Below are 16,635 nucleotides of genomic sequence, written 5' to 3'. Positions count from 1 at the left end.
AATCATCCAATCGATAAATCAATAAGTCAGGCGGACCCCGATTGTTCTTATGTACACTTACAGGATCAGCTTTTTTATTTTCAGAGTAATTTGAGATATAATAAAGTTATATTCTGGAATTTGGAAGGAATTTATTTCTATGGAAAAAAGGGTTAAATTAGTGGTCGGGATTTTCCTGATCTTTAACCATCCCAGGTTTTTAAGATAATGGATTATTTGGCTGGACTTTATTATCAAAGAAAGAAAGAATAAGTTTGGAAAAACTTAGTCGCTTCCGATACACATAAAATTTTTAACTGCAGGGGAACTGATATATAAAAACTGTACATACTATCATAATCCTTTCGAAGATTTGAATTTAAACCAAATGGGGTGGAAAAATGGCTAAAGAATTAACTGGCGTACATGCGGTTGTTACAGGAGGATCAAGCGGTTTAGGATATGCCATGGTAGAAGCACTTCTTGATGAAGGAGCAACGGTTGCAGTGGCATCCCGTCCGGGAGCAAAAATGACGGAAGCTGTAAAAAACCTTCAAGATAAGGGATATTCGAATGTTTTTGAACTTCCATTGGATGTCAGGTCAGAGGAATCGGTACAAGATGCAGTGAACTGGGTAAAAACGGAATGGGGTAAGATCGATGTCCTCGTGAACAATGCCGGGATAGGCATGAGGACTGTAAATCCAAAATTCCTTACAGAACCACAGCCTTTCTATCAGGTCTCTCCTGAAGGGTTTCGAAATTTAATCGATACAAATGTGACCGGTTATTTCCTAACCGCCCGGGGATTCGCTCCTCTGATGGTCAAGCAGGCAAAAGGAAAAATCATCAATATATCGATGAATTATGAAACCATGAAACGAAAAGGATTTGTCCCATACGGCCCTTCTCGTGCCGCAACCGAGTCCCTGTCATTTATCATGGCTGAAGACCTGCGTGAATTTGGTGTGACGGTAAATATGCTTCTTCCTGGCGGGGCCACCGTAACCGGAATGATACCTGATGAAGTGAGAAGGGAACTTGAAGGAAACTCTCAGCTTCTGAAGCCGGAAATCATGGCAAATCCTATCGTTTATCTTGCTTCCGAGCAATCTGAAGGATTAACAGGTGAACGCCTAGTCGCCTCCGAATTTGACAGCTGGTTAAAAAATAGAACCAAATAAAATGAGTGAAGAGATTTCTTCTTTGGCAATATGAATGAATAGAGAAAGAGACTTGTTTTTGCGGTTTTTGGTTCTTAGAGTTCGATTTCCTCCATTCTTTTTCTTGTTTCGCAATATGGTTCAACTCTACAATAATTCTTCTTCAATTAACGGGTGCGATCGTATTATGGAGTTAACCAGTTTTTACTGGTTGCTCTTTTTTTATAGGACCTATTATTTCAGTAGCCAGGGTAGAACGTACGGGTGCGTGGGAGTTAGATCTCGTCAACTAAACTGTTCGCCCCTTCTTGTAGAATGATGTTTGAGGCTGGTTGGGACATATGATCTCGTATAACAAGCGAAGCTATGGAACTACAGGAAGGTTAGGGGTTACTGGCGAGTACAACAAAGGGAGAGATAATTATTGAATCCAGTAGTTGGCCTAGACTTGGCCAAAGGGGAAAGTGAAGCTCAAGCCTTTTTAGATAAAGACAGGCCTTTTGGGAAAAGCTTCAGTGTGAAGCATACCAAGGAGGACTTAGATTCATTTGTTTCTTTCTTGAGAGGAATAGAGAGAGATACCGGGGTTCGGCCAGCGGTCATTCTTGAATCTACAGGACATTACCATACACCAATTATTCAATGTCTTGAGGACAGTCAATATCTATACATCTTGGTAAATCCGATTAGTTCAAATCAAGCCAAGAAAACAAGCCTTAGGAAGGTAAAGACGGATGCCGTTGATGTATATCATCTTTGTGTTCTTTATTACAAGGAAGAATTTGAGCCTTATAAGAAAAGAGGACTAAGATAATTTTTAGGTGCTTTTTATTTTGCTCTCAATCTCCCTTTAATTTAAAAAAACAACTAAGAGCTGTTATATTATGTAAAGAAAATACACAAAACGCCGTTTCTATGCGGGCATTGGAACAAAAAGTTATAAAAGACGGAGGTTATACATCTAAAGACATTATAGGAATGAAAGCCTGTCAGGCTATTGAAAACTGAAAATCAAAATTTGCTGGGGACTACATTGTTAATTGGAAAACTAAAGATGGCTAATCGATACATACTATTTTATGGTATGTAAATTAGCGTTCGCTCTTCTCACAGATAATTTTGATTTACGATTCACCAGATATATGCTGGCAATGATCAGGAGTAATCCGATTAAAAGTGTGTTGGTGAACGGCTCATCCAAAAATAAGATACCAATAAAAATAGAGATGATCGGCACGAGAAAATTAAAAGAAGCAATCATGCTTGCATTTCCTCTGGAGAGCAAATGGAAGTAGATCAACCAAGCAATGGCTACAGAAAATAAAGCTAAAAACAACATGGTCAGAACAAAGGGAAAACTCCATGTAATGCTGGACCATTTCTCCACTCCGCTGCCTGCTCCTGTCATGATCAGTCCGCCGATAATATTTTGAATGGTAATGAGCCAGATCCCATCGATTTTTGAGCTGATTGATTTCATATAAACGGTACCGATTGCCCAGCTTAAAGCTGTACAGACCCCGAGCAGTATGCCAATGAGAGAGATATGAGATGATAATCCTCCAAGACTGACCGTGGCTACTCCGGCGAAGCCAAGAAGTAAACCTGTTAGTTTTAGTGCTGTCATGGTTTCTCCAATCCACAACCACGCAATAATACCAATCAGAACCGGTTGTAAATAAACAATGACACTAAACAATCCTGCTGGCATAAACATCAGTCCAATGGTTTGCAGGCCATAGAACAAGACCGAATTAAACAGACTGGAGAAAAAGTACATCTTCCAGTTTCTGTTAAAACTCATTTTTTTATATCGTGGCAAAGCAAAAAGAAACAATAGAATTCCGGCTCCAAGTGATCGGAAACCCGATAAGAGTACAGGAGGGCAATAATGAAGTGCTACCTTGGAAATAGGCCAGGTAAGGCCCCATATCAATACTAGAATAGCAATGAAAACCATGTTTAATAAGGGGACTGAATGATGTTTCATCGTAGATCCTTCCTTAATGTTTGACGTGAAAGGTGAGTAAATTAAATATATCTAGTAAATAAGCTGATTAAAATATATATGAAAATTATTATTTTCCAATTAGACAACCTTGACGGAAACATGATTCATTTTTCTACTATTGAATCAGCTGCAGAGACATGGAGAAGACACAGCCAAATAAAGCAGTGTCTTTTGTTATGCAGTTATTAAATTGAAGAGGGATATTTCTGATGGATGACCTGCAGAAAAGCAGAGACGTTTCTGTTTTCCTGGACAATGGGCGAATAAATGTAGGAAAATTTTCGGTTAAAGAAGTGATTCTGGATTTTTATAATAGACAGGTTGCCGTACTGTACATCCCGTTCGATCACGCTGCCGGAAAGAAGTGACAGCCCCAGCCCATGAATGACGGACTCTTTAATGCCTTGATTGGAGCTGATCGTCAGCAGAGACTTTGTTTTCAAACCATTGGATCTGATGACATGAGTAAGATAATCGCGTGTTCCGGATCCCGTTTCCCTTGATACCCATTGCTGATTTTGCAGATCATCTATGGTCACTTTGTCCTTGGAGGCAAGGGAGTGGCTTGGGGAAGAAACGATAAAGAGTTCATCACTCATAAACGGATGGACTGAAAGCTCCTTTTCGTTTGTTTGCCCTTCAATCAGTCCAACATCCACTTTGTAGTTGCGCACGGATCCAACGATTTCTTCCGTATTTCCAATCAGCACTTGCAGCTGAAGCTCTTTGTGTTGTTTTTGCAGCTCATAAAGAAGTGAGGGGAGGATATATTCTCCGATTGTAAAACTGGCCCCAATCTTCAGCTCACCTTTAATCGTTGTATGGTGCTCTCCAATCTCCTGCCGGGCTTGTTCGTAAATCGTAAGGATCAGTTTTGCCCGGTCATATAATATTTCACCTGTAGGCGTAATTTGCAGAAACTTGGGTGAGCGGAGAAAAAGCTTGGTTTGAAACTCTTTTTCCAGATTTTTAATATGCAAACTGACACTCGGCTGAGACATCCGAAGAAGTTCTGCTGTTTTTGTAAAATTTTTTACCTCGGCCAGGGTGACGAACGTTTTTAATGCATCATAATACATTTTTTAAAACATCCTTTATGATTAGTAATCTTAATGGCAACGATAATTAATATGTATTTTACTAATGTTTTGTACTGAGGTAAAGTAGAGGATATAAATTTTTTAAGGGTTCTGACTATTTTTAAGATTAAAACCGAGTTAATGGATAGAAATAATTTAGTCTTAACCTAGAGGGAAACTTTTAAAGTGAAATGACGGAAAATTATGTTTATATTTCAATGTGAGGTGTTATCATTGCAACTTCAGGCAACAAACAGTCCATTCGATCAGGAGCAAGCTGAGCTCCTTAACAAGCTGATACCGACGTTAACTGAAGCACAAAAGCTTTGGCTTTCCGGTTACTTAGCGGCTTCTCAGTCACTTGCAGCACCAGTGGGACCAGTAGCTGTTGTAAAGCAAGGCTCCATTTTGCCCGTTTCTAAAGAAGTAACCATCCTTTACGGATCTCAAACCGGGAATGCTCAAGGCATTGCGGATAACAGCAGTAAAGCTCTCAAAGAGAAAGGTTTTGAGGTAACGGTTTCTTCCATGAGTGACTTTAAACCGAATCAGCTAAAGAAACTCAAAAACCTGCTGATCATTGTTAGTACACATGGAGAAGGAGATCCGCCGGATAATGCGATTTCGTTCCATGAATTTGTCCATGGCAAAAGAGCTCCAAAACTAGAAGATCTTCGTTTTTCAGTCCTGTCACTAGGGGACAGTTCCTACGAGTTTTTCTGTCAGACGGGCAAAGATTTTGATAAGGTCCTGGAAGAGCTTGGGGGTAAACGCCTGACACCGCGTGTGGATTGCGATCTCGATTATGATGAGCCTGCAGCAGAATGGCTGTCAAAAGTAATATTAGGTTTAAATGAGGCACAGGGAGAGACTGCAAGTGAAGCTTTTCAAGAGGCTTCAGCAACCCTAGCCGAAGAGGCAACGTATTCCCGGACCAATCCATTTCATGCAGAGGTTCTGGAAAATATTAATTTGAACGGACGCGGCTCGAATAAGGAGACCCGCCATTTAGAACTTTCGCTTGAAGGGTCGAATCTATCTTTTGAACCGGGTGACAGTCTTGGAGTCTACCCTGAAAATGATCCGGAACTGGTTGATTTGCTTCTTGAGGAATTACATTGGAATCCTGAAGAAATTATAACAGTGAACAAGCAGGGAGATGTGGCAGCTCTGAAGCAGGCGCTTATCACCAATTTTGAAATTACAGTATTAACAAAGCCGCTGCTTCGGCAGGCAGCACAGTTAACTGAAAATGAAAGACTGCATGAACTTTTGTCTGCAGGGCATGAGAGCGAGCTGAAAAGTTATCTTTCGGGCCGTGATCTTCTGGATCTCGTTCAAGACTTTGGTCCATGGGCCGTTTCACCACAGGACTTTGTCAACATTTTACGTAAAATGCCAGCTCGTTTGTATTCGATTGCTTCGAGCCTGAAGGCCAATCCGGACGAGGTTCATCTAACCATCGGCGCTTTGCGTTATGAATCCTTCGGACGCAGCCGCAGCGGCGTTTGTTCCATTTTATGTGCGGAAAGGCTGGAGCCAGGGCACACACTTCCGGTTTACATCCAGCACAATCAGAATTTTAAACTGCCAGCGAACGGAGAAACACCGATCATTATGGTAGGACCTGGAACAGGAGTAGCGCCATTCCGGGCGTTCATGCAAGAACGTGAGGAAACAGGTACAGAGGGGAAATCATGGATGTTCTTTGGAGATCAGCATTTTGTCAGTGATTTCCTATACCAGACAGAATGGCAAAAGTGGCTGGAGAATGGCGTTCTGACAAAAATGGATGTGGCGTTTTCCCGCGACACCGAGGAAAAAGTATATGTACAGCATCGTCTGCTTGAACACAGTAAAGAACTCTTCCATTGGTTAGAAGAAGGTGCTGTTTTATATATATGCGGCGATGAGAAAAACATGGCCCATGATGTTCATCAAACACTGATCGGAATCATTGAAAATGAAGGCAGCATGACCCATGAACAAGCGGAAGAGTATGTCGCCCGCATGCAGCAGGAAAAACGTTATCAGCGTGACGTGTATTGACCGGCAACAGAAAGGAGTTTAAAGAGATGTCAAACCCATTATTAAAAGCACCGGAAGGCAAACCGAGTGATGTGGAACGTATAAAAGAAGAGAGTAATTATTTACGGGGTACGCTGAAGGAAGTGATGCTTGACCGGATCAGTGCAGGTATCCCGGATGATGATAACCGCCTCATGAAGCATCATGGCAGCTATTTGCAGGACGACAGAGACCTTCGTACAGAGCGGCAGAAACAAAAGCTTGAACCAGCTTATCAGTTCATGCTCCGCGTAAGATTGCCAGGGGGAGTGGTGACGCCTTCTCAATGGCTGGTTTTGGATCAGCTGGGCAACCAGTATGGTAATGGAACATTAAAATTAACCACACGCCAGACGTTTCAAATGCACGGCATTTTAAAATGGAACATGAAAAATACCATTCAGGAGATCCATGCATCAATGCTCGATACGATTGCAGCTTGCGGTGACGTAAACCGTAATGTGATGTGCATCTCCAATCCCTATCAATCAGAAGTTCATTCTGATGTGTATGAATGGTCCAAAAAACTCAGTGACCATCTCTTGCCAAGAACAAGAGCGTACCACGAGGTTTGGCTGGATGAGGAAAAAGTAGCAGGCACTCCAGAAACAGAAGAAGTTGAACCGATGTACGGACCGCTTTACTTGCCGCGTAAATTTAAAATCGGCATTGCAGTTCCACCTTCCAATGACATTGATGTCTTTTCACAGGACCTCGGTTTAATCGCCGTAGTAGAAGATGGGAAGCTAATTGGATTTAATGTGTCCATTGGTGGAGGCATGGGAATGTCACATGGAGATAAAGCAACCTATCCGCAGCTGTCAAAAGTGATTGGTTTTTGCACACCCGACCAGATTCTTGAGGTGGCTGAAAAAGTCATTACCATTCAGAGAGATTATGGAAACCGTTCACAGCGTAAGAACGCCCGCTTTAAATATACAGTCGACCGGTTAGGTCTTCAAACCGTTAAAGAAGAGCTGGAAAACCGTTTAGGCTGGAGTCTGGATGAAGCGAAAGACTTTTCTTTTGAAGATAATGGAGACCGGTATGGCTGGGTACAGGGTGTGCAGGAGAATTGGCATTTTACTCTGTTTGTTGAAGGCGGCCGTATCACGGATTTTGAGAACTGCAAGCTGATGACCGGTTTAAGGGAAATCGCGAAGGTCCATAAAGGGGAATTCCGTTTGACCGCCAACCAGAACCTTATAATTGCCAATATTACGAGAGAGAAGAAACAAGAGATTACAGAGTTGTTGGAACAGTATGGAATGCTCGACAGCCAAAAAGTTTCTGCGATCCGGCGCAATTCCATGGCTTGTGTGGCCCTTCCTACTTGCGGTCTAGCCATGGCGGAGGCAGAACGCTATCTTCCGGTGCTAATGAACAAGATCGATAACATAGCTGAAGAAAACGGCTTGAGAAACGAAGAGATTACCGTTCGAATGACGGGTTGCCCCAATGGATGTGCCCGCCATGCGCTAGGTGAAATTGGGTTTATCGGTAAAGCGCCAGGAAAATATAACATGTATTTGGGTGCAGCGTTTGACGGCAGCCGATTGAGCAAAATGTATCGTGAAAACATAGGGGAGGAAGAGATTTTAAAAGAATTGAAGATGCTGTTCCCTAGATTTGCGAAAGAACGCGAAGAAGGCGAGCACTTTGGAGACTTTGTGATTCGTGCGGGCATTATAGAAGCAACGACGGACGGTACAAACTTTCATAATTAATATTATCCTTATAACTAAAACAGCGACCCAGCCTTGTGTGCGGGGTCGCTGTTTTTTGCTTTTTTTTATTGAAGTGTTCGATATACACCGATTACTTTACCAAGTATGGTCACATTTTGCAGCAAAATTGGAGATAAAGCGGCGTTTTCCGGCTGCAGGCGAATGTGGTCTTTTTCTTTAAAAAAGCGTTTTACAGTCGCTTCATTTTCTTCTGTCATGGCCACAATGATGTCACCGTTTTCAGCTGTTGGCTGCTGCTTGACGACCACGAGGTCCCTGTCGTAGATGCCAGCTTCTATCATACTGTCTCCTTCTACAGTTAACATAAAAACATTATCGTCTCCTACAACGTGTTCTGGCAATGAAAAATATTCATCAACGTTTTCGATAGCTGTAATCGGGGAACCCGCGGTAACTTTACCGATGATCGGTACATTAACTGATCGCGTTCTGTTTATGATCTGATCTGATTCGAGGCCGAGCACTTCAATGGCCCTGGGTTTGGTAGGATCACGCCTGATCAGCCCCTTTTTCTCAAGCCTGGATAAATGGCCGTGTACGGTTGAGCTTGAAGCCAGTCCAACTGCTTCACCGATTTCCCTGACTGAGGGTGGATAGCCTTTCGCGTTTACTTCTTCCTTAATAAAGTCCAGGATATCGATTTGTCTTCTGGATAATTTTGTCATGATTACACCTCATTCACTGAATACTCTTGAAAAAAGTATAGCATGCAGGAACAAGATATACAAACATAAGTTCGAAGAAAACCCTTGTAAAGAACAGGTGTTCCTATTATAATAAAAATTAATAAGAACACATATTCGCAAAGGGGAGATATACGATGAAGGGATTTTCACCGGTATTTATGCTATTATCTATTGTTGCAGCAGGTTTTATTATGTTCGCTTATCAGTCTCACGCAGAAGGATCCAGAGAATATATGGAGATTATCGTTAATAAAGGTGATTCACTTTGGGAGATCGCCGAAGAATATACGAAGGACAAAGGTTCAAATTGGGAATTTGTCAACTGGGTTGAAAAGAATAACGGAATACAGGCAGGAACCATTACCCCAGGACAGAAATTAACGATACCCATCAAGGCAGAAGAAGACAGGTGAGGCACAATTGAGATCGATCATTTATTGCAGAGTAAGCACCGAAAAGGAAGAGCAGACATCCTCTTTATCCCGGCAGGAAGATGAATTGAGACAGCTGGCATTCAGCCATGGGTTCGGCATTGTCTCTGTCATAAAAGATAGAGAAAGCGGATACAGCCTGGAACGGGATGGTTTGTTTGAGGTAATCGAGCGGGCCCAAAACGAAGAATTTGATGTTCTTCTTGTAACGGATGATACCCGCTTGGGCAGGGGGAACGCCAAGATCGTTCTTCTTCACGAACTTCAGAAGAGGAACATTAAAGTTTATACCTACAGCAGCCAAGGGGAATACCATCTTTCCGAAGCGGAGTCTATGGTGCTTGAAATCGTTGCCGTTGTAGAGGAATATCAGCGCAAGCTGCATAACTTAAAGATAAAAAGAGGAATGAGGAAGGCTGTTCAAAAAGGCTATAAACCACAAAAGAATTTAAAGAACATCCATCATGGAGGAAGAGACCGGAAGGTACTTCCGGTTGATGAAATCATACGGCTTAGAGGAATGGATCTTACGTTTGCAGAAATTGCCGTTACGCTAAGGGGTTTTGGATATGAAGCATCAAAAGCGACAGTTCACCGCAGGTATAAGGAGTATTTAGAAGGTGCTCCGACTGGAAACTCTACTTAATATTCGTTACGATAGGGATATCGAAGAAAAAGGAGAGGTGTTCCATGCTTACACCAGATAAACTGGAACGGATAAATTTTCTTGCCAAAAAATCTAAACAAGAAGGTTTGTCAACAGAAGAAGCCAAAGAACAAAAGCAATTAAGGGAAGAGTATCTGAAAAACGTCAGAACTTCTTTTCAAAATAGATTGCATTCATTGAAGATCATTGACCCGGAAGGCAATGATGTAACACCGGATAAGCTAAAAGAAAGTAAAAAAAGCCAGAACAATATGAAGCATTAAGTAAAAAGGCCTGATTTCAGTACAAAGAAATCAGGCTATTTTGTTGTTGCAAAATTCAGAATTTCGTATATACTGTTATATAACAACTGTGAAAGGGGAGAACACCTTGGCCTTTTCAATAACGGATTCTGTGGTCAGACTGTATAGTGAAATCGATCTTAATGAAGGTGAGGCACTCCGGTTATATGCGCGATATGCAGGCAGTGCAAGCAACGGCGGATACTCATTAGGCGTCATCCCAGCTCAGCCGGCAGACGGTGATGATATTCAGGAAATAAGCGGATTGAAATTTTGTATTAAACCGGATGACCGCTGGCTCGTAGATGATATGAAACTGGACTATGATGAAGGGGAAGATATCTTTTATTGTGAGTTCCCTGCGTTAAACTAAATAAAGGAACCTGTATTATAACAAAAAGTTATAAAGTTATAATGCAGGTTTTTTTATTTGTATCAAAGAAAGATTTTATGGGACACTATTGGTGGGCATTGTGCTTGTATAAAATGTCCAATATGTTTATGATGGTATCGAGAAATCTTTTACATATGTAGATGAAGGGATGATTAAATAATGTCTACTGCTTCAATTGACCAATTATCAATCAACACTATCCGTACCTTGGCTATAGATAGCATTGAGAAAGCCAAATCTGGACACCCTGGTATGCCAATGGGTGCTGCACCGATGGCTTACAGTCTTTGGACGAAATTCATGAATCACAACCCGGAAAATCCTGAATGGTTTAACCGTGACCGTTTTGTGTTATCTGCAGGGCATGGCTCCATGCTGCTTTACAGCCTGCTTCACCTTTCAGGCTATGACTTGTCCATGGAAGACTTAAAACAATTCCGCCAATGGGGAAGCAAAACGCCAGGACATCCTGAGTACAAACATACGGCTGGTGTAGATGCTACAACAGGACCGCTTGGACAAGGGATCGCGATGGCTGTAGGTATGGCAATGGCAGAACGCCATCTTGCTGCTACTTACAACAAAGACGGCTTTGAAGTTGTTGACCACCATACGTACTCTATCTGTGGAGACGGAGATTTGATGGAAGGCGTATCAGGTGAAGCTGCATCTTTAGCAGGTCATCTTGGACTCGGAAAACTTGTTGTTCTTTATGATTCAAATGATATCTCTCTTGATGGAGATCTTCATCTTTCGTTTTCTGAGAGTGTAGAAGACCGCTTTAAAGCATATGGATGGCAAGTACTTCGTGTAGAAGACGGAACAAACCTTGAAGAGATCGAAAATGCGATCGCCGAAGCAAAAAAGGATACTTCACATCCGACGTTAATCGAAGTGAAAACAGTAATCGGATACGGTTCTCCTAACAAGTCCGGTAAATCTGCTTCTCATGGTGCTCCTCTTGGATCAGATGAAGTAAAACTGACAAAAGAAGCATACAACTGGGTGTTTGAAGAAGACTTCTTCGTACCTGATGAAGTAAGTGATCACTTTGCTTCATTGAAAGAAGATAGCAAAAAGAAAGAACAGGAATGGAATGAGTTATTTGCACGCTATGAAAAAGAGCACAGTGAAGCTGCAGCTCAATTGAAAACAGCGATCGATAACAAATTACCAGAAAACTTTGATGCGAATCTTCCTGAATTTGATAAAGCTGTTGCGACAAGGGCTTCTTCAGGAAAAGCATTGAATGCTTTTGCAAAAAATATTCCATGGTTGTTTGGAGGATCTGCTGACCTTGCAGGATCAAACAACACGATGCTTACTGGAGAAACAAACTTCAGCCGTGAAAATTACAGCGGCCGCAACATCTGGTTTGGAGTAAGGGAATTTGCGATGGGTGCAGCTGTTAACGGAATGGCGCTTCATGGCGGACTGAAAGTATTCGGTGCAACGTTCTTCGTATTCTCAGACTACTTGCGCCCGGCAATCCGTCTGGCTTCCATCATGAAGCTTCCGGTAACCTATGTGTTTACCCATGACAGTGTAGCAGTTGGTGAAGACGGCCCTACCCATGAGCCGGTAGAACAGCTTGCGTCCCTCCGTGCGATGCCTGGGCTTTCTGTCATCCGCCCAGCAGATGCATATGAGTCTGTTGCTGCGTGGAAGCTGGCTCTTGAAAGTGTAGATCAGCCAACTGCACTAGTTTTAACAAGACAAAACCTTCCGATTCTAGAAGGGACAAAAGAAAGTGCATATGAGAATGTCAAAAAAGGTGCATATGTTATTTCTGAAGCTGAAGGTACACCTGAAGCATTGCTTCTCGCTTCTGGTTCTGAAGTCAGCTTGGCGATCGAAGCACAGAAACAATTAAAACAAGAGGGAATCCAAGTTTCTGTTGTTTCTATGCCTTCATGGGATCGTTTTGAAAAGCAATCTGCAGAATACAAAGAGAGCGTTCTTCCTTCATCGGTAAGAACAAGACTCGGTATTGAAATGGCGGCATCTCAAGGCCTTCACAAATATGTTGGTTTGGATGGCGACACAATTGCGATTGACAAATTTGGTGCTTCAGCACCTGGAGAAAAAATCATTGCTGAATACGGCTTTACAGTCGAAAATGTATCCAATAAATTAAAAGCTTTATTGAATAAATAAGCTGTATAAACCCCGGAGAATATTTTCTCCGGGGTTTTTTTTTTTCGACAAAAGAAGTGGCCTCATGCTACAGCATAAGACAAGTATTTTGTAAAGAATCCATTATACTAATTGTAAAAAAGGGAGAGAGGTGGCGGTTTTGAGAGAGTATTTGATCTATAAGATAAAGGAAGATGTCGCCGAAGAGTATTTTGGGAAAGAAATCAAACTCTTTCAGCTGTTTTTGGAAGAATACAAAACCTTTACTCAGCAAAAAGAAGTATTGATGAAACAAATCCTGTACATCACCTCTCCGCTTCAGTTGAACCCTCTTCAATCGTTTATAAAACAGATGCTGCTCTCATCAAAAGGATTTCAGGCGGAAGTCCACTCTTTCCTTCTGGAGTGTGAAAAAAGCTCTGCGCGGCTCAGTTTTTCAGAACGTTATATGCTTCTTCAAAGCGTAGGCAGTTTTGAGGCGGAAACAGCCATTTTTGAAAACATACGAAAGTATGAACGCTGTTTTTTTGCGATGGATTTTAAGTATTACCGCTATGGCTGGTTGAATCCGTTAAAGGCTAGGTCAGGCTATGGGTCATAAATATTTTGGCGTGTATCTTGTAACTGATTGTCTTTTTATAGTAAACTAGTGCTAGACAACACGAAGGAGGAAGTTTTACTATGTTTTATTATATCCTTGTGGGCATTTTAGCGCTTCTTGCAGGAGTAGCAATTGGATTTTTCATTGCCCGCAAATACATGATGAATTACCTACAAAAGAATCCACCAATCAATGAAAACATGCTGCGTGTGATGATGATGCAAATGGGTCAGAAGCCGTCCCAAAAGAAAATCAATCAGATGATGAAAGCAATGAACAACCAGATGAAGTAAAAAGCCCGTACCAGCAGGCTTTTTTCATCAATTAAGATTAATCAGTTGATCATTCCTTAAGTCATTGGTTAATTTTTCGTATATCACGACAACTACCACTTTTTCTGCGTAAGATTCAGCAGAAAGGGTGGTTTTTTTAATGGAATTAGAAAGATTAATGGAGGAGTATTACTAGCAATTGAAAAAGGAAGTTGATCTTCTTTCAGTCAAAGGAAATTAATTCCTTTTATTGAATGGAGTAGATATAGAGCCGAGTCGGCTAGACGTATAGGTTTTACTTTACAGGGAGAAAAGTGAGTTAGTTAAGGATGGGGGAACTCTATGATAAAAATTTATTTGCATTTATACTCTAAAGGCGAAGACCATGGAGCTGCTGGATATTACGAATTTCAAACTGTCAAATCGCAGTGAGAATACTTAACTGACAATGAGAATCTGTACAAGGTTGAGATGGTAATTCATGCTCCAGGAAATGATTCAGCTGCAGCTGAAATATTTGGTGTTAAAGTGAATTTAGAGGAAGAGTTGTCGGAGAATATATCTTAGTTAGATTTAAAGAAAATGAGGGCAGGTAGAACGACGATCGCAATCGCTCACCGTCTGTCCACTATTCAAGATGCTGATCTGATTCTTGTTCTTCATCAGGGAGAGATTGTGGAAAGAGGAACTCATCAAGAACTGGTGGAAGCACGAGGCTTATATCACAAAATGTATTCCCTTCAGCAAAAAGGAAAGCTCTTCTATGATGCCAGATGATCCTCCCTGAGGAAATTTTCTTCATTTTCATTGAACTGGCGGTCTTAAATCTATAAACTAAAAGTATTACATAAAGAGGAGTAGACTTGATGGCAGACTTGAATATATGGCTGGCTTTTGGAGCTGGTTTACTGTCTTTTATCTCCCCGTGCTGCCTGCCGCTTTATCCGGCTTTCCTTTCTTATATCACAGGAATTTCAGTCAGGGAGATCAAAGAAGAAAAGGGAATGAAAAGAAAACAAGCCATGCTGCATACGGCTTATTTTTTGCTCGGTTTTTCGATCGTTTTTATCGTCCTGGGGTTATCGTCTTCATTCATCGGCAATATCTTTGTTGAATACAAAGATTTTCTTCGCCAGTTCGGAGCAATTATCATTGTTATCTTTGGCTTGATCATTTTAGGCTTATTAAAGCCGGCGTTTTTAATGAAAGACAGAAAGCTGGCTTTCAGAAACAGGCCTGCGGGATACATGGGCTCCATCTTGATCGGAATCGGTTTTTCTGCAGGATGGACACCTTGTACAGGCCCGATTCTAGGTGCAGTGATCGCTCTGGCTGTGTCCAATCCAGGAGCGGGCATGCTGTATATGGCTTTTTATGTTCTTGGTTTTGCGGTTCCTTTTTTCTTTTTAAGTTTCTTTTTGGATAAACTAAGCAGCATAAAGAGATATAATGTTCAAATAATGAAATCTGGCGGTTTTCTTATGGTCGCTATGGGGGTCATGTTATACTTTGACTGGATGACCAAGTTCACTTCGTTTCTCGTAAATCGCGTTTTTGGAGGCTTTCAAGGATTTTAAGAAGGATCACTCCTGGAAAGAAACAGCAACGATCTTATTTTAAAAACAACAACAATTTTTTGAGCCATCTGAATAAGAAAGAAGGAAAAGATTTTGTTTTTTATTGCAAGCAGTATACTGGCAGCCGTCATGGCTGTCACCGTTATTTTTGTACGTTTGAAGGCTACGAAAAAACCTGCCTCACTTAAAAAGATTATACTTCCTCCTTTTTTCATGTCCACCGGGTTTCTCATGTTTGCATTTCCTGAGTTCCGAGTTACCTGGTGGGAGGCAGGGGAGGCGTTCCTGGTTGGCTGTCTCTTTTCCATATTTCTGATAAAAACAAGCAAGTTTGAAAAGAGGGGAGGGGAGGTCTATCTTATCCGCTCAAAAGCTTTTGTGGCGATTTTGATTGCTCTTTTCCTCATACGAATGGCGATGAAGACGTACCTTGGCCATCAGATCTCCTATACAGAAACGAGCGGTCTGTTTTTTATCGTGGCGTTTGGGATGATTCTCCCCTGGAGAGTGGCGATGTATTTCGGATATCAAAAAGTGCTGAAATCATAAAAAAGGGGCTGTCCAAGAAGTCTTTAAGCTGTTGATTTCCGTTCCAGGCTGCTCGCTTTTACCGGCGCGAGCTCCTACTTTCGCGGGGCGTGCGGTGAGCCTTACCGGCGTGAACGCCTACTTTTTGGTGCAAGCACCGGCGGGAGTCTCACCTGTCACGCTAGGCACGAAGAAAATGTGAAATTCATTTTCGAGGAGTCTCGCATCTTCCACTTCAATTAACTTTTCATTGAAGATTTTTCAAGCCAAAAAGGGGCTGCCTGAAGGTCAATTTTCGACTTTCTGGACAGCCCCATAAAAAAACTCGATCACCAAATGGTGATCGAGTTTTTTTTATCCTAAAAGGCTCTTATAGGGAGAGAGGTCAATGTGCTTTTCGTTTAACTTTTTTATAAGCCATTTATGATCTCTTTTCGGTGTAGCGATAATGTATCCCCGTACTATAAGATCCTGCGTCATCACAGATGCTTTTTCCTGTATGGCAAGCTCGCCGATTTTTCCTGCAATCTTTTCACGGGCAACATCACGGAAAAGTTCGGGAACAGGTGTGACGAGTTCCTCCAAAAAGGCCTTTTGCTGCGGAGTCCATAAATGGATCGTCTCCTGGATATAGTAATCCTGCCAGTCCAAGATTGATTTTCCGTCTTTTTTCGGAAGCCGTTTCAAAAACTTTCGAAACATAAAATAACCGCCGATCGCAAACATTGAGATTAAAAATATTGTCCAGGCTGCAATGAATAGAAAAAAACCTGCAGACATGCTGTCCACCCCGATCAATAGGTTTCTTCAACCTTATTATGTATTCTCTATCAATTATATCTTGAGAAACAGGACGAAATCAATAAACATCTGGAAGTGTGTGAAGAGGGGAGGGAAAGATCGATTACGGGAAATAATTTTATACGACAAAAAATGACATCCTCCGAAGGATTATAACAGTTCGAAAATGGAACTATAACAGTTTATTCATTGGTACAGAAAGTTATTAACACTA

General features: G+C 41.6%; 17 protein-coding genes and 2 pseudogenes. 15 read left to right on the top strand and 4 right to left on the bottom strand.

Annotated elements, in window-relative coordinates:
- The first annotated feature begins 380 nt into the window (after positions 1–380).
- Positions 381–1,163, top strand: coding sequence for an SDR family NAD(P)-dependent oxidoreductase (locus tag OKX00_RS12695; RefSeq protein ID WP_265407607.1), 783 nt, complete (start codon positions 381–383; stop codon positions 1,161–1,163).
- Positions 1,164–1,566: 403 nt separating this feature from the next.
- A pseudogene (locus OKX00_RS12690) lies at positions 1,567–1,947 on the top strand (IS110 family transposase); the annotation flags it as partial.
- A 267-nt stretch (positions 1,948–2,214) separates the two neighbouring features.
- On the opposite strand, the gene OKX00_RS12685 reads toward OKX00_RS12690, so the two are convergent.
- Both OKX00_RS12685 and OKX00_RS12680 read right to left on the bottom strand, forming a co-directional pair.
- A complete protein-coding gene (locus OKX00_RS12685) occupies positions 2,215–3,132 on the bottom strand; it encodes a DMT family transporter (RefSeq protein WP_265407606.1) in 918 nt (305 codons plus the stop codon).
- Positions 3,133–3,338: 206 nt separating this feature from the next.
- A complete protein-coding gene (locus OKX00_RS12680) occupies positions 3,339–4,232 on the bottom strand; it encodes a LysR family transcriptional regulator (RefSeq protein WP_062231962.1) in 894 nt (297 codons plus the stop codon).
- Between the two features lie 234 nt (positions 4,233–4,466).
- Here OKX00_RS12680 and OKX00_RS12675 point away from each other — a divergent pair, with 234 nt between their 5' ends.
- Both OKX00_RS12675 and cysI read left to right on the top strand, forming a co-directional pair.
- Entirely contained in the window at positions 4,467–6,281 is a 1,815-nt protein-coding gene (locus OKX00_RS12675) for an assimilatory sulfite reductase (NADPH) flavoprotein subunit (RefSeq protein WP_265407605.1), read from the top strand.
- 26 nt (positions 6,282–6,307) lie between these two features.
- A complete protein-coding gene (gene cysI, locus OKX00_RS12670) occupies positions 6,308–8,026 on the top strand; it encodes an assimilatory sulfite reductase (NADPH) hemoprotein subunit (RefSeq protein WP_265407604.1) in 1,719 nt (572 codons plus the stop codon).
- 65 nt (positions 8,027–8,091) lie between these two features.
- Here cysI and lexA read toward each other — a convergent pair whose 3' ends face one another.
- Positions 8,092–8,712, bottom strand: a complete 621-nt coding sequence (lexA, locus tag OKX00_RS12665; RefSeq protein ID WP_062231969.1) for a transcriptional repressor LexA — start codon at positions 8,710–8,712, stop codon at positions 8,092–8,094.
- A gap of 155 nt (positions 8,713–8,867) precedes the next feature.
- On the opposite strand from lexA, the gene OKX00_RS12660 reads away from it, so the two are divergent.
- From OKX00_RS12660 to OKX00_RS12610, 11 genes and pseudogenes are all read left to right on the top strand, one after another.
- Positions 8,868–9,146, top strand: coding sequence for a cell division suppressor protein YneA (locus OKX00_RS12660; protein ID WP_265407603.1), 279 nt, complete (start codon positions 8,868–8,870; stop codon positions 9,144–9,146).
- A gap of 7 nt (positions 9,147–9,153) precedes the next feature.
- Positions 9,154–9,810 carry a YneB family resolvase-like protein gene (locus OKX00_RS12655; RefSeq protein ID WP_265407602.1) on the top strand — a complete coding sequence of 219 codons (657 nt, stop codon included), beginning with the start codon at positions 9,154–9,156 and terminating at the stop codon, positions 9,808–9,810.
- Between the two features lie 44 nt (positions 9,811–9,854).
- Positions 9,855–10,094 (top strand): DUF896 domain-containing protein, encoded by a 240-nt coding sequence (locus OKX00_RS12650; RefSeq protein WP_053354391.1) that lies wholly within the window; start codon positions 9,855–9,857, stop codon positions 10,092–10,094.
- A 106-nt stretch (positions 10,095–10,200) separates the two neighbouring features.
- The gene (locus OKX00_RS12645; RefSeq protein ID WP_053354390.1) at positions 10,201–10,485 is read left to right on the top strand and encodes an iron-sulfur cluster biosynthesis family protein; all 285 of its coding nucleotides are present in this window, start codon (positions 10,201–10,203) and stop codon (positions 10,483–10,485) included.
- A gap of 180 nt (positions 10,486–10,665) precedes the next feature.
- On the top strand, positions 10,666–12,663 hold the full coding sequence (gene tkt / locus OKX00_RS12640; RefSeq protein ID WP_265407601.1) for a transketolase: 1,998 nt from the start codon (positions 10,666–10,668) through the stop codon (positions 12,661–12,663).
- 139 nt (positions 12,664–12,802) lie between these two features.
- The gene (sirA, locus tag OKX00_RS12635; protein ID WP_053354388.1) at positions 12,803–13,243 is read left to right on the top strand and encodes a sporulation inhibitor of replication protein SirA; all 441 of its coding nucleotides are present in this window, start codon (positions 12,803–12,805) and stop codon (positions 13,241–13,243) included.
- 80 nt (positions 13,244–13,323) lie between these two features.
- On the top strand, positions 13,324–13,536 hold the full coding sequence (locus OKX00_RS12630) for a YneF family protein (protein ID WP_053354387.1): 213 nt from the start codon (positions 13,324–13,326) through the stop codon (positions 13,534–13,536).
- Between the two features lie 561 nt (positions 13,537–14,097).
- Positions 14,098–14,292, top strand: a pseudogene (locus OKX00_RS12625) (ABC transporter ATP-binding protein); the annotation flags it as partial.
- 89 nt (positions 14,293–14,381) lie between these two features.
- On the top strand, positions 14,382–15,092 hold the full coding sequence (locus OKX00_RS12620) for a cytochrome c biogenesis protein CcdA (RefSeq protein ID WP_062231978.1): 711 nt from the start codon (positions 14,382–14,384) through the stop codon (positions 15,090–15,092).
- 90 nt (positions 15,093–15,182) lie between these two features.
- The gene (locus tag OKX00_RS12615; protein WP_091005558.1) at positions 15,183–15,641 is read left to right on the top strand and encodes a CcdC family protein; all 459 of its coding nucleotides are present in this window, start codon (positions 15,183–15,185) and stop codon (positions 15,639–15,641) included.
- Between the two features lie 31 nt (positions 15,642–15,672).
- Complete coding sequence (locus OKX00_RS12610; RefSeq protein ID WP_265407600.1) at positions 15,673–15,822, top strand: hypothetical protein; 150 nt, start codon at positions 15,673–15,675, stop codon at positions 15,820–15,822.
- A gap of 152 nt (positions 15,823–15,974) precedes the next feature.
- Here the strand turns inward: OKX00_RS12610 and OKX00_RS12605 are convergent, their stop codons facing one another.
- Positions 15,975–16,400 (bottom strand): DUF2621 domain-containing protein, encoded by a 426-nt coding sequence (locus OKX00_RS12605; RefSeq protein ID WP_265407599.1) that lies wholly within the window; start codon positions 16,398–16,400, stop codon positions 15,975–15,977.
- Positions 16,401–16,635 lie beyond the last annotated feature (235 nt).

The sequence above is a fragment of the Fictibacillus sp. KU28468 genome, from assembly GCF_026153615.1.
Lineage (GTDB): Bacteria > Bacillota > Bacilli > Bacillales > Fictibacillaceae > Fictibacillus_C > Fictibacillus_C marinisediminis.
Note: the sequence above shows the minus strand (reverse complement) of the source record. Positions and strands in the feature narration are given on the sequence as shown.